Here is a 12941-nt window from a genome sequence, read left to right on the forward strand (position 1 = left end):
ACGTCAGCTCACGTCTCGAACTTCGTTGTCGGTGTCCACGTCTTCGATGACCGGCCACCCACCTGCGCGCAGCCTTTCGGTGACACGATCGACGTCGTCCTCGGACGGCTCCTCGTTGAGGATTCCCTCGATGATGGCGCGGATGGTGTCGTAGTCGACATGGCGGTCCGGCACTTCGTGTGCCGACTCGATGGACATCGAAACGACCTGCTCGATCTCCTCGTCGGTCAGACGACGACGGAGAACGGCGAGCAGCGCAAAATGATCCTTGTCCGGGATGCCCTCGGGATACCCGGCACGCAGCCAGTCGAGCACGCTGCGCAATGAATACTTGCTCAAATCCTCGGCCTCATTTTCGTTTCGGTGGTTTCAGTGGTGTGCCGCGACGACCACTCAGAAGACGTGGATTCCGAACGTGCTGGCCAAGAAGTTCTTCATCAACAACAGTATTCCGGCGAAGATCGTGACGAGCACGACCGCAAAACAGAGGTACGCACCCATTTTACCCAGGGTGGACGGTCCTTCGGTGCCGTCGGCGTTCGGCAGACTCAGCGACTTGAGGCCGAAGGCGAAGATCGCCGGCAGTCCGGCTCCGAAGAGCAGTCCGACTGCCACTACCTGCCAGAGCGAATCGAGGGTATCGGTGAGTAGATGCATTCTCTTGCGCCCCTTTCAGGAGTTGCGAGTGGGTTCCGTGGACGGAGTGGGATCAGCAGTCGGAATCTCGCGAGCCGTCGCATCCGGATTCTCGTCCCATTCGGCGGTCACGTTGGCGGCGTCTACGGGTTCCTTACGCGAACGCAGGTACATGAAGATCGCGAACGCGATGAGGGCAGCGAAGACGACGAGCACGCCGGCCAGGCCGCCGATCAGATGCGCGAGTGCCCAGCAGATGGCGCCGACCACTGCGGCCGACGGCAAGGTGATCAACCAGGCGGCGGCCATCCGGCCTGCGACGCCCCAGCGGACCTCGGCGCCCTTGCGCCCGATGCCGGTACCGAGGATCGATCCGGTGGCGACGTGGGTGGTCGAGAGGGGGAGTCCGAGGTGGCTCGACGTGAGAATGATGGCGGCGGACGACGCTTCGGCTGCCAGACCCTGCGGCGCGGCGATCTCGACAAGGCCCTTGCCCAGGGTGCGGATGATGCGCCAACCGCCCAGGTAGGTGCCGAGAGCGATCGCGACGGCACAGGTGAACTTCACCCAGAACGGCATCTCGGTCTCGGCGGTGATGGTGCCGTGAGCGACCAGGGCCAAAAAGATGACGCCCATAGTCTTCTGGGCGTCATTGGTGCCGTGCGCAAGTGAGATCAATGAGGCGGTGCCGATCTGGCCGAAACGGAAACCGCGCTCACGCTCGTCTTCCTTGACGGATGCGGTGATTCGGTACACGAGCTTGGTACCGACGCCTGCGACCAGGGCCGCGACGACCGGCGCGAGGATCGCGGGGACGACGACCTTGGTCAGAACTCCACCCCACTCGACGCCGCCCATACCGATGGAGGCGATTGCGGCGCCGATCAATCCGCCGAACAGTGCGTGTGAGGAGCTCGACGGCAATCCGAGCAGCCAGGTCGCCAGATTCCAGATGATTCCGCCGACGAGACCGGCGAAGACGATCAGCAGCAGATCCTGCCCACTGACCGCGCCGAGGTTGACGACGCCTTTGGCCACGGTCGCAGCGACCTCGACGGACAGGAACGCACCGACCAGGTTCAGGATCGCGGAAAGTGTGACCGCAACTTTGGGCTTGAGTGCTCCGGTCGCGATGGAGGTGGCCATTGCGTTACCGGTGTCGTGAAAACCATTCGTGAAATCGAACGCGAGGGCGGTGACAACTACCACCAGGAGGATTACGAGCTCTGCGGTCACAACGTGAATTGTGCGTATCGAACGCGTAAAAGTACAGCGAACGGGATGCGAACAGGGGCTCCGCGGAGTACGTCCCCGCGCGTGGGCTGCGGCGCTGCCGTTCGCGATGTGTTCAGCGCCACGAAATCGGAACCCTGTGTGGGACCTCACTTTTTGGTCTCACTCACCGGGAAGGCACATTCGGACCGTTTTAAACGCTGATTACCTACGGGCACCGAGCGCACCGGAACAGGGGTTTCACCCCTGTTTCTCGGTGTCTGTCAGTGAGAAGGAGAGCTCCGACCGTGAAGCCCAACAAGTCCACGAAGCTGATCGTGGCACTCGCCGCGACCGCCGTTCTGGCGTCAGCCTGCGCATCGAATCGTGGTGACGATCCCTACGCCGTCGCTGTCGGCGGACCCGGCGTCAGCGCAGACCTTGCGTCGAGCACATCCGACGCGAAGTTCGGCACCCTCGATTCGCCCTGTGGTGAAGGCGACGCCACCGGCGCAACCGATCAAGGCGTCAGCGACACCGAGATCAAGATCGGGTTCGGTGACGACCGCGGTTATGTGAAGTCTCCTGGGCTGAACAAGGAAATGAGCGATGCGGTGAACGCGCTCATCTCTTGGTGCAACGATCAGGGCGGCATCAACGGCCGCAAGGTTGTCGGTACCGACTACGACGCCGCGATGACGCAGGCCAACTCGGTCATGCAGGAAGCGTGCGCGAGCCAGTTCATGATGGTCGGCTACGGCTTCGCGATGGATCAGACCGCCGAGCAGACGCGTGTCGCGTGCAACCTGGTGTCCGTGCCAGGCTTCACCGTGTCACCCGACGCAGCCAACGGACCGATGACATTCCAGGGTGTCCCGTTCCCGGTCGACTACGCGAACGGTTCGCAGTGGTTCCAGATGGCCGAGATGCACCCCGATCTGGTGAACGACTTCGACGTCGTCAACAGCACGATGCCCACGATCATCAGCTCCACCACGAAGATTCGCTCGATCGCCGAGGCTGCGGGCTTCAAGCTCAAGGATTGCGGCGTCACACTCAACTACGAGGGGGAATCGAGCTATGTGCCGTTCGCCGAGAAGTACAAGGAGTGCGGCGCGAAGGGGATCTGGACGTCACGATCGGCAAGCCCGTCGGAGCTGAACTTCGTGAAGGCCCTCGACCAGGTCGGGATCGATCCCATCTTCTTCGGTGAAGCCACCTGGTACGGCGCGACCGTCTCCGATTGGAACAAGGACACCGGACTGCTCGACAACCTCAACGCGGGCATGACCTTCCAGATGCTCGAGAACGCGGACAAGGTGCCCGCAGTGAAGAAGTACGTCGATCTGGTCTCCGAGCAGGGTGGCAAGACCGCGCTCCTCGGTATGCAGGCGGCGTCGTCCTTCCTGCTGTGGGCGGCCGCCGCGGACGAGTGCGGTAGCGATCTGACGCGTCAGTGCATGGTGAACGAACTCTCGAACATTCACGAGTGGGACGGCGGCGGATTGCACGCCGTCACCGATCCCGGCAAGAACATGCCGGCCACCTGCGGACTCATGACCTCGTTGAAGGGCAGTAGCTACGCGCAGGCGTTCCCGTCCACCGCGGGCGAATTCAAGTGTGACCCCAAGTACCTCGTCGCGACCGACAAGAGCACCTGGGGGACCGAACTCGGCGCTGACCGCGTGTCGACGAAGTACCAGAACGCCAACGTCATCAAGCCGCAGTCCTGATTCTTCCGACTCGGGCGGCGAGCGCCAACCGCCGCCCGAGTCCCTAACGAGGGTTCAGCCATGAACACTTTTGTCACTTTCACGATCCTGGGCCTGGTCCTGGGGTCGGTGTACGCGATCGCCGCCTCCGGGCTGGTACTCACGTACAACACGTCAGGCATCTTCAACTTCGCGCACGGTGCACAGGCAATGCTCGGTGCGTTCATCTACTGGCAGTTGCGCTACGGCTGGGAACTTCCCACCGTCGTCGCTTTGCTGATTTCACTCGTCCTGGTCGGGCCACTGATGGGCCTCGGCCTCTACGTCCTGATCATGAAGGGTCTGCGCGATACCGCCGAGGTCACCAAAATCGTTGTGACGGTCTCGATCCTGCTCGGAATGCTCTCGATCTCGCACTGGTTCTGGCACCCCGAGACCGCTCGGACGATGCAGATGTTCTTCGGCGACCAGTCCAAGATCACGGTGTTCGGCGCGAGCATCCGCTACCACGAGTTGATCTGCATCCTCGTTGCGATCGCCATCGCCGTCGGCCTGCGCATCCTGTTCACGCGCACCCGCGCCGGTGTCGCGATGCGCGGCGTCGTCGACGATCCGGAACTGTTGCGCCTCAACGGCCACAATCCGGAGCGTCTTGCGGCCCTGTCCTGGGCGATGGGTTCGACGCTCGCAGTCCTGGCCGGCATCCTGATCACCCCGATCAGTGGCGGCACACTCGAGGCGAACATGTTGACACTCTTGGTGATCGACGCGTTTGCCGCGGCCATGTTCGGCCGGTTGCGCAGCATTCCGCGCACGTTCGTCGGCGCCGTGGTCCTCGGGCTTGCCGGTACGTACGTATTGGCGTACTTCCCGACGAGTTGGAGTTGGACATCGAATTTCCGTGTCTCCCTGCCGATGATCGCGCTGTTCGTGGTGCTGATCGTGCTCCCACAGGACCGCTTGCGTGGCGCGGTCACTCGTACTCGCGAGCGTTACCACGTGCCGAGCGTGCGCAAGGCCGTCGTCTGGGGCGTGGCACTGATCGTCATCGTCTACCTGATCCGTCTGCTGATGGTGACCTCCGCCGTCACCACACTGACCATCGGAATGACTTTCGCGATCATCGCGCTCTCGCTCACACTCCTCACCGGCTACGCGGGTGAATTGAACTTGGCGCCGGTATCTTTCGGCGCTATCGCTACCATCGTGGCCTTCCACTTCGGGATCTCCGGTTCCGGGTTGGCTGCGCACCTCAACCTGTGGGGCATCGTCGTCGGAGTCCTCGTCACCGCCGTGATCGGTGGCCTCGTCGCCCTGCCGGCGCTGCGGCTCAGAGGGCTGTATCTCGCGCTGGCAACCATGGCCTTCGGAGTGTTCCTCTCCAACATGGTCCTTCGCGACACCACCGAACACGAGATGTTCGGCATGAAGTACTCGCTGTTCAAGGACGGGAACATCGCCCTCCCTCCGCTGAAGATCGGTCCGCTCGATCTGAGCAACGAGACGGTGTTCCTGATGACCGTGACCGCGCTGTTCTCGATACTCGGCGTCGGCGTCATCGCGTTGCGTAACAGCGGCTACGGGCGCCGACTCGCGGCGATGAAGGACAGCCCGGCCGGTTCGGCCATGCTCGGACAGAGCCTGGTTCGGCTCAAGCTCAGCGTCTTCATGATCTCTTCGGGGATCGCCGGTCTCGGCGGCATTCTGATGTCGAGCGCCATGGGGTCCGTCTCGGGCGAGAGCTTTGCCATCATGGTCAGCCTCTCGCTGCTCATGCTGACCGTCGTCGCGGGTATCGGATACGTCACCGGCGCCCTGTTCGGTGGACTGATGGCTGGAATCGGGTTTGCGGTCATCATGGTCTCGTTCACCAATCTGGCTTCGGCGCAACCGGAGTTGGAGGGAATGTGGCTGCTCTTCGGCAACATCGCGGCAGTCAGCCCGGCACTGATCGGCATCGGCGTCGGCGCGAACCCCAGCGGAACGGTCCACAGCGTGATCGAGGGCTACCGACGGCTCGCCGGTGCCAAGCCTGTTCTGATCGGCGGCGCCGCAGTCGTTCTGCTGACCTACGTCCTCGCTCTGACCGGTGTACTCGGCAACTGGTGGTTCGCGTCCATCACGATCGCGGTGGTGTTCATGCTGCCGGTGATCGGTGAGATGGTCATGCCCAGCGCGGTTCTCACTCCGGAGGAACTGGCCGCCAAAGCGACAGTCGTTCCCGAGGACATCGGGATCGATGTCCCCTACAGCCCCGAGATCCGTGACGAGATCGACCGCGAACTGGGGATTCCTCAGTACCAGGGTGGCTCGCCGAAGGAGTTGACCGTCCATGTCTGATACACCACTTCTCGAAACGCGCGGTGTGAGCGTTCGTTTCGGTGGACACGTCGCGGTCAAGGACGTTTCGCTCACCGTGCAACCCGGCACCGTGACAGGACTCATCGGACCGAACGGTGCCGGCAAGACGACGCTCTTCAACACCATCACCGGGCTGCAGAAACCCACCTCCGGTCAGGTGTTCCTCGGCGGCGTCGACGTGACGAAGCTACCGCCGCACAAGCGGGCAGGTCGCGGGCTGGCACGTACCTTCCAGCGGCTCGAACTGTTCGTCTCGCTGTCGGTGCGTGACAACCTGCGCGTCGCCGGAGACATCCACAAGGCGAACGGCCGCAACAAGATCGACGTGGACAGCGAGACGGATCGTCTGCTGGAGCTGACCGGGCTGACGGATGTCGCGGACAAGGACGTCGCGGACATCCCCACCGGACGCGCCCGCGTCGTCGAAGTTGCACGGGCGCTCATGACCGACCCGCGAGTGCTGCTGCTCGACGAACCGGCCTCGGGTCAGACCGAGCAGGAAACCGAGGTCTTTGCCGAGATGCTCACCGAACTTGCTGCGGGTGGACTCGGAATCTGTCTGGTGGAGCACGACATTCCGCTGGTGATGAAAGTGTGCTCGACCATCCACGTGCTCGACTACGGCGCAGTCCTCGCCTCGGGTGAACCGGAGAAGATCCGGACGGATCCGGAAGTGATCGCGGCCTACATCGGGACCGAGGAGGAGGCGGTATGACTTCAGCGAAAATTGGCGAGGCGAAAATCGACGAGGGTATACGCAGCCCCGACCGCGCCGAACCGTTGCTCGAACTGTCCGGTGTCCGCGCCGGTTACGGATCCATCGAAGTTCTGCACGGGGTGGACCTGATTCTGGAACCGGGCGCCGTGGTGGCGCTACTCGGACCCAACGGTGGCGGCAAGACGTCGACGCTCAAGATCTGCTCGGGCGTCCTTCCGGTCACCCGCGGCGAGTTCCGGCTCGCGGGCCAGGTCGTGAACGGAGTCGAGCCTTCGGAGTTGGCTCGGCTGGGGGTCTGCTCCATCCCCGAAGGACGCGGGATCTTCGCCAACCTCACTGTGCGGGAAAACCTGTGGATCGCCACCGGAACGGGCGTCGGGCTGGCCGAACTCGAAGAGGTTGCGTACGGCAGGTTCCCGATCCTGGGGGAGCGGCGCGGACAGTTGGCCGGATCGATGTCCGGTGGTGAGCAGCAGATGCTGGCGCTGTCACGGGCACTCGGCACTCACCCGACGGTGCTCCTGCTCGACGAGCTGTCGATGGGTCTCGCACCTCGAATCGTCTCGCAGATGTACGACGTCGTCGGCTCGCTTGCAGCCGAAGGCATTTCCATTCTCGTCGCCGAGCAGTTCGCGCGAGCGGTGCTGCCCATCGCGACGTCGGCCGCACTGATGTTGCAGGGACGCGTCGTCAAGACCGGCGATCCACACGACATCGAAAACGAACTTTCTACCAGTTATCTAGGAGGATGACGATGACTACTCTCGCCGAAGATCGCCGTGAGGAATTCAAGAAGAACATCGCAGAGTTGAAGCTGGACAAGAAGCAGGCAGGCGGCGACGCGGCGACGCGCATCGCGGGCCTGGTGCTCATGGTCGTCGGAGTGGTCGGCGCCTTCGTCGTCTACATCTCTTCGCTGACGCTCTCGGACCTGCGGGATCTGGTGTCGTACCAGATCCTCACCGTGGTTTTCCTCGCCCTGACAGTGGTCGGTGCCGCTCTCTTCCTGGCCGCATCGGTGGCAAAGGTGCTGCGGCTGTGGCTGGTTCGCCAACTGCTCGAGGGCCAGGCACAGACAGATCAGATCTCGCAGGCGTTGAGCACGCGCAACTGATCTTTGTGAAGAACCGAAAGATGCCCGCCACGAAAGTCGTGGCGGGCATCTGTCATTGCTCGGCTACAGCGGTGTCTCGGCTACAGCGGTGTCTCGACTACGCGGACGGTGGCCGGGAATCGCGTCGGATGGGATGGTCCTCCGGGATCTGCACCATCACGATCGGTGTCCCGTCCGGGTCGGCGATCCACATCTCGTGTAGACCCCACGGTTCCTGTCTTGCCTCGCGCGCGATCTTGACCCCGGCGAGAACCAGTTCGGTCTGAACGGCAGTGAGGTCCCGGACCTGCAGCCAGATCGCGCCGCGAAAGCCGCCCTCGCCGGTGCCGCCGTGCGCAGCGACTTCGATCAGCCCTTGGCCGGCGAAGAAGACTGTGCCGCCGGGATATTCACGAGCGATCGCCAGACCGAGGGTGTCTCGGTAGAAGCTCAGCGTTCGTTCGTACTCGCTCGGGCGCAAAATCGTCCGACTGCTCAGAATCTCCACGTCCGACCTCCCTCTCGCACCTACTGTGTCAGAAATACCAGGGATATGGTGACCAGTCGGGATCACGCTTTTCGAGGAACGAGTCACGACCCTCGACGGCCTCGTCGGTCATGTACGCCAAACGTGTTGCCTCACCGGCGAACAGCTGCTGGCCGACCAACCCGTCGTCCTGCAGGTTGAACGCGTACTTGAGCATCCGCTGTGCCTGCGGCGACTTGCCGTTGATCTTGCCGGCCCAGTCGATCGCGACGTTTTCGAGTTCCGCGTGGTCGACAACCTTGTTGACCGCGCCCATCTGATGCATTTCCTCGGCGGTGTACGTCTCACCCAGGAAGAAGATCTCGCGAGCGAACTTCTGGCCCACCATCTTTGCCAGATAGGCGCTGCCGTAGCCGCCGTCGAAGCTTCCGACGTCGGCGTCGGTCTGCTTGAACCGTGCGTGCTCGCGGCTGGCGAGCGTCAGGTCGCACACCACGTGCAGGCTGTGGCCGCCGCCCGCAGCCCAGCCGTTGACCAGGCAGATCACGACCTTCGGCATGAAGCGGATCAGGCGCTGGACCTCGAGGATGTGCAGGCGCCCGGCGCGTGCTTTGTCGACGGTGTCCGCCGTTTCACCTTCGGCGTACTGGTAGCCGCTGCGACCACGGATGCGCTGGTCTCCGCCGGAGCAGAACGCCCAACCGCCGTCCTTCTCGCTGGGTCCGTTGCCGGTCAGGAGCACCGCTCCCACGTCGGAGGTCATCCGGGCGTGATCGAGCGCGCGGTACAACTCGTCGACGGTGTGCGGGCGGAACGCATTACGCACTTCCGGTCGGTCGAAGGCGACGCGAACGGTGCCTTGACTGACGTGCCGGTGGTAGGTGATGTCGGTGAGGTTCTCGAATCCGGGGACAGGGCGCCAGAGCTGCGGGTTGAAGGTCACCTGAGCCACGATAGAGGCACGGCTCGCGCGTCTAACGGATACCTGAGGTAGAACACGTTCCCGGGCGCGCTAACGTGCAGGTCATGAGCGAACAAACCGCAGACGGCACGGAGATCGTCACAGACGGTGAGAAGCGGGGCGGATTTCCACGGTTCCGGCACACTCCCGCAGGTCCGGACTTCGGCCGCTTCGTCGAAGCGATGCGCAGGTTGCAGGACCTTGCCGTCTCGACCAATGTTCCCGACGACGTACTCGCAGACATCGCTACGCAAGCCGAAGAGCTTGCCGATCGGTTGACTCCGTACGAGGTCCCGGAAGGCAAGTCGCCCGCAGGCTCGAACATCCAACTGCCCGGACGCGGCAGCCTCCTCATGCTCCCGTGGATGGTCGAGAAGTTCGACACCGAAGGAGTCCGCAGTACCGGCGTCTTCCGTCGCTACCACCTGGGCGGCAACGGCGCCGCTCACGGCGGTGTCCTGCCCTTGCTGTTCGACGACGTCTTCGGGATGACGGTCCACGCGGGTGGCCGTCCGATCTCCCGCACCGGCTACCTCCACATCAATTACCGCGCGATCACTCCGCTCAATCAACAACTGGTGATCGAGGGGCAGGTGGATCGGGTCGAGGGTCGCAAGACTTTTGTCAGCGCGCGCCTGACCGATCTCGACGGCAAGCTCCTCGCCGACGGTGAGGCGCTCATGATCGAACTGCTTCCGGGACAGCCCTGACATGTTCCCCTCGTTCGACGATCTGATCGCGGACGCCGTGGTGCTCGCACTACCGATGCGAGTTCGCTTTCGCGGCATCACGACTCGTGAGGCCCTGCTCGTTCGCGGCCCGGCCGGGTGGGGAGAATTCGCCCCGTTCGTGGAGTACGACGACGACGAGGCGTCGCAGTGGCTGCTCGCCGGGATCGAGGCGGCGTGGCTGGGTCCGCCGCCGGCGCTTCGTGACGCAGTTCCCGTCAACGCGACCGTGCCGGCGATCGACGCGTCTGCCGTTCCGGAATTGCTGGAGCGCTTCCCCGGGGCCCGGACCGCCAAGGTCAAGGTCGCCGAGAAGGGACAGTCGCTGGCGCAGGACGTCGCCCGGGTGAACGAGGTGCGTCGGCACATCCCGAACGTACGCGTCGACGCCAACGGCGGGTGGAGCGTGGACGAGGCGATCACGGCCTTGCGAGCGATCACCGATGACGGTGAACTCGAATACGCCGAGCAGCCTTGTGCAAGCGTCGAGGAACTGGTCAGGGTCCGCGCCGCGGGGACCGGTGTGCGGATCGCTGCCGACGAGAGCATTCGCCGTGCCGAGGACCCGTTGCGCGTCGTACGAGCCGGGGGAGCGGACGTCGCCGTCGTGAAGGTGCCGCCGCTGGGCGGAATGCGTGCTGTGGTGGCGCTGTCGGCGCAGCTGGTGGACTACGGGGTGCCGGTGGTGGTCTCGAGTGCTCTGGACACGGCTGTGGGGATGTCCGCGGGACTGGCGGCCGCGGCAGCGTTGCCTTCGCTTCCGTTTGCCTGCGGTCTCGGTACAGGCGGCCTGTTCGTCCGGGATGTCGCGGTCACCGGAGCAGCCGTCGACGGGGCTTTATCCGTCGGTGCCGTCGAGCCTGATCCGGTTCTGCTCGAGACGCTGGCCGCGCCCGCAGACCGGCGCGACTGGTGGTTGGAGAGGGCCAGGCGCTGCCATCGGATACTCGGCAGTAGAGACCAGCCGAATTTCGTATAGTCTCGGGCGCGACCTGATGAACATCAGTGAAGAATGAAGGGATCGAAAGTGGTTGCAGCTCTGAACGAAACCCTGCTCGAGGAATCACGGGTTCCCGCGGTCGTCGCGGACGTGCAGACCTTGATCGACGCAGAGGTTTCGGATAAGTCGGGGGCCTCAGGGCTGGCTCTCAAGGGTGGCTACGGCGCGGTCAAGAAGGTGAGCCCGTCCATCGTGCCGGACGCCGTCACCGCGCTTCTGCCGGCTTTCGTGGCAAAGCTCGAGCCGTACTGGCAGGAATTCTCGGCTTCCGGCGAAGGCAGCTTCGCCGATTTCATCAGCGCCCGCGGTGACGCGGTTGCCGATTCCCTCCTCGAGGTGACGGACGAGCGTATCGAGGGCAGCGACAAGGCCGTCGTCAAGTCGATGTACTCGAAGCTGCGCGGTTCGGCGAAGAAGCATGTGACTGCAGCTCTGCCGCGTCTGGGCGATGTGATCCAGAAGCACGCTGCATAAGCGAACGTAAAACGACGAGTGGCCCGGGAGTTTCTCTCGGGCCACTCGTCGTTTTCGGTGCGTTTGTCAGTGAGCCGAATGTCCGTGGCGCCAGAAGCCGGTGAAGGTGATGTCGGTTTTGGCGAACTTCCGGTCGTTCACGAGGTGCCGACGCAGCCCGGTGGTGAGTGCCTGTTCGCCGGCGACAAAGGTGTACGACGGCCCCTCGGGCAGTTCGGCGGCGCGGACGGTCTCGAGGGTCAGAACACCCGGCGTCGCGTGTTCGTCCTCGCGAACGAGCCAATGCACGTTGACGTTCGCCAACTCCGGAATGTCTTGCTTGTCTTCGATGTTCGGAATCTCGACGAAGACCTCGGCACGCAGGTCTGCGGGCGCGGATTCCAGAATGCCGATGATCGCGGGAAGTGCACTCTCGTCGCCGACGAGCAGTTGCCACTTGGCCTCGGGTGTGGGGTTGTAGATGCAGCCTTCGTCCAAGAGGGCGACCTCGTCGCCGGCCGACGCGGTGTCCGCCCACGCGGATGCCGGGCCGATGTCGCCGTGATAAGCGAAGTCGATGTCGATCTCCGTGGTCTCGCCGAAGAGACCGGATCCGGCGGCACGGTAGGCGCGAATCGTGTAGTTGCGCACGACGGGTCGCGTGTCCTTGGACATCAACAGGTACTGCGCATACCAGAGATTGCTGGCCGCGCTCGGCAACCGGAGTTCACTCTGGCCGACCTGCGGGATGAACATGCGGAACCACTGATCGGCACCCATCGGAGCGATGGTGGACAGCTCTTCGCCGGCAATGGTCACCCGGATGAAGCTGGGGCTGATTCGTTTGTTCGCCACGACCCGCGCCGACACGATGCTGCGTGAGGCCGGTTTCACGAACTTGGCGCGCTTGGCCATGACTGGTTGCTCCCTGATTATCTGTTACTCGTACCTAATCAGGTAACCCTAACCTGATTTACGGTCGCTGTGGAGTGGTGGGTCTGTCCTTTTCGACGACTTCGGGAGGAAGGCCCCACTGCGCTCGGCCAAGTCGGCTCATCGGTGCGATTGCCGCGAAGTCCGGTAGGCCGTCGTCGGCGACAGCCTCGGGACGTACTGCGACCGCGACCACATTTCCCATCACGACAAATGAATTACCGACCTCGATGACCTGGTGGAGCGTGCATTCGATGGCGATCGGGGAGTCGGCGACCCGGACGGGGCGAACCCGCTCGCTCGGCTCGCTACGGATGTTCAACTCGAGAAACTCGTCGGCCTGGGCGTCGTAGAAGGCGGAACTCTGGTTCACCACGTCGGCAAGCCTGGCAGTCGCCAGGTTGATCACGAATTCGCCGGTCGCTTCGATGTTGCGCAGACTGTCCTTGCGTCCGACCGACGTGAACTGCACGATCGGCGGCGCCGAACTTGCCACGGTGAAAAAGCTGTACGGAGCCAGATTGCCGACGCCGTCCGCCGACAGGGTGGACACCCAGGCAATCGGCCGGGGGACCACCGAAGCGGTGAGTAACTGATAGAACCGACGGGGTTCGAGCTCGGCTGGATCGAAGAGTGTGCGCACCCAC

15 protein-coding genes are annotated in these 12941 nt (G+C 63.5%); 8 read left to right on the plus strand and 7 right to left on the minus strand.

Going from position 1 to position 12941, the window contains the following annotated elements; all coding sequences use genetic code 11:
* Positions 1 to 3: 3 nt before the first annotated feature.
* The 3 genes from QRN54_RS09405 to QRN54_RS09415 are packed head-to-tail and all read right to left on the minus strand — an operon-like array spanning position 4 to position 1872.
* A complete protein-coding gene (locus QRN54_RS09405; RefSeq protein WP_003941853.1) occupies positions 4 to 339 on the minus strand; it encodes a DUF3349 domain-containing protein in 336 nt (111 codons plus the stop codon).
* 54 nt (positions 340 to 393) lie between these two features.
* Positions 394 to 657 carry a hypothetical protein gene (locus QRN54_RS09410; protein ID WP_003942079.1) on the minus strand — a complete coding sequence of 88 codons (264 nt, stop codon included), beginning with the start codon at positions 655 to 657 and terminating at the stop codon, positions 394 to 396.
* A 15-nt stretch (positions 658 to 672) separates the two neighbouring features.
* Complete coding sequence (locus QRN54_RS09415) at positions 673 to 1872, minus strand: inorganic phosphate transporter (RefSeq protein WP_007728486.1); 1200 nt, start codon at positions 1870 to 1872, stop codon at positions 673 to 675.
* Between the two features lie 284 nt (positions 1873 to 2156).
* Here QRN54_RS09415 and QRN54_RS09420 point away from each other — a divergent pair, with 284 nt between their 5' ends.
* Genes QRN54_RS09420 through QRN54_RS09440 form a run of 5 tightly spaced genes read left to right on the plus strand, consistent with a single transcriptional unit; the run spans position 2157 to position 7753 of the window.
* Positions 2157 to 3581: an ABC transporter substrate-binding protein gene (locus QRN54_RS09420; protein WP_063314760.1), complete on the plus strand. Its 1425-nt coding sequence runs from the start codon at positions 2157 to 2159 to the stop codon at positions 3579 to 3581.
* 60 nt (positions 3582 to 3641) lie between these two features.
* Complete coding sequence (locus tag QRN54_RS09425; RefSeq protein WP_063314759.1) at positions 3642 to 5900, plus strand: ABC transporter permease; 2259 nt, start codon at positions 3642 to 3644, stop codon at positions 5898 to 5900.
* On the plus strand, positions 5893 to 6636 hold the full coding sequence (locus tag QRN54_RS09430) for an ABC transporter ATP-binding protein (RefSeq protein ID WP_063314758.1): 744 nt from the start codon (positions 5893 to 5895) through the stop codon (positions 6634 to 6636). The genes QRN54_RS09425 and QRN54_RS09430 overlap by 8 nt, the downstream gene beginning before the upstream one ends.
* A complete protein-coding gene (locus QRN54_RS09435; protein WP_003941866.1) occupies positions 6633 to 7391 on the plus strand; it encodes an ABC transporter ATP-binding protein in 759 nt (252 codons plus the stop codon). Before QRN54_RS09430 ends, QRN54_RS09435 begins: the two co-directional genes overlap by 4 nt.
* Before the next feature lie 2 nt (positions 7392 to 7393).
* Entirely contained in the window at positions 7394 to 7753 is a 360-nt protein-coding gene (locus tag QRN54_RS09440; RefSeq protein ID WP_003942018.1) for a hypothetical protein, read from the plus strand.
* 97 nt (positions 7754 to 7850) lie between these two features.
* On the opposite strand, the gene QRN54_RS09445 is transcribed toward QRN54_RS09440, so the two are convergent.
* Together QRN54_RS09445 and QRN54_RS09450 are read right to left on the minus strand one after the other, a co-directional pair.
* Entirely contained in the window at positions 7851 to 8240 is a 390-nt protein-coding gene (locus tag QRN54_RS09445; RefSeq protein WP_003941917.1) for a VOC family protein, read from the minus strand.
* Positions 8241 to 8268: 28 nt separating this feature from the next.
* Positions 8269 to 9162, minus strand: coding sequence for a 1,4-dihydroxy-2-naphthoyl-CoA synthase (locus tag QRN54_RS09450; RefSeq protein ID WP_024487301.1), 894 nt, complete (start codon positions 9160 to 9162; stop codon positions 8269 to 8271).
* An 83-nt stretch (positions 9163 to 9245) separates the two neighbouring features.
* Here QRN54_RS09450 and QRN54_RS09455 point away from each other — a divergent pair, with 83 nt between their 5' ends.
* From QRN54_RS09455 to QRN54_RS09465, 3 genes are read left to right on the plus strand one after another with little or no spacing between them, the layout of a single operon-like run.
* Positions 9246 to 9890, plus strand: a complete 645-nt coding sequence (locus QRN54_RS09455) for a PaaI family thioesterase (protein WP_037129937.1) — start codon at positions 9246 to 9248, stop codon at positions 9888 to 9890.
* 1 nt (position 9891) lies between these two features.
* Positions 9892 to 10887, plus strand: coding sequence for an o-succinylbenzoate synthase (locus tag QRN54_RS09460; protein WP_003941878.1), 996 nt, complete (start codon positions 9892 to 9894; stop codon positions 10885 to 10887).
* Positions 10888 to 10935: 48 nt separating this feature from the next.
* Positions 10936 to 11382 carry a DUF6918 family protein gene (locus QRN54_RS09465; protein ID WP_003941973.1) on the plus strand — a complete coding sequence of 149 codons (447 nt, stop codon included), beginning with the start codon at positions 10936 to 10938 and terminating at the stop codon, positions 11380 to 11382.
* A gap of 66 nt (positions 11383 to 11448) precedes the next feature.
* Here the strand turns inward: QRN54_RS09465 and QRN54_RS09470 are convergent, their stop codons facing one another.
* Positions 11449 to 12276 carry a siderophore-interacting protein gene (locus QRN54_RS09470; protein ID WP_003941977.1) on the minus strand — a complete coding sequence of 276 codons (828 nt, stop codon included), beginning with the start codon at positions 12274 to 12276 and terminating at the stop codon, positions 11449 to 11451.
* A gap of 58 nt (positions 12277 to 12334) precedes the next feature.
* Complete coding sequence (locus QRN54_RS09475; protein WP_083059088.1) at positions 12335 to 12937, minus strand: flavin reductase family protein; 603 nt, start codon at positions 12935 to 12937, stop codon at positions 12335 to 12337.
* Between the last annotated feature and the right edge of the window lie 4 nt (positions 12938 to 12941).

The sequence above is a fragment of the Rhodococcus sp. MEB032 genome (assembly GCF_030208925.1).
Taxonomy (GTDB): Bacteria; Actinomycetota; Actinomycetes; order Mycobacteriales; family Mycobacteriaceae; genus Rhodococcus_F; species Rhodococcus_F qingshengii.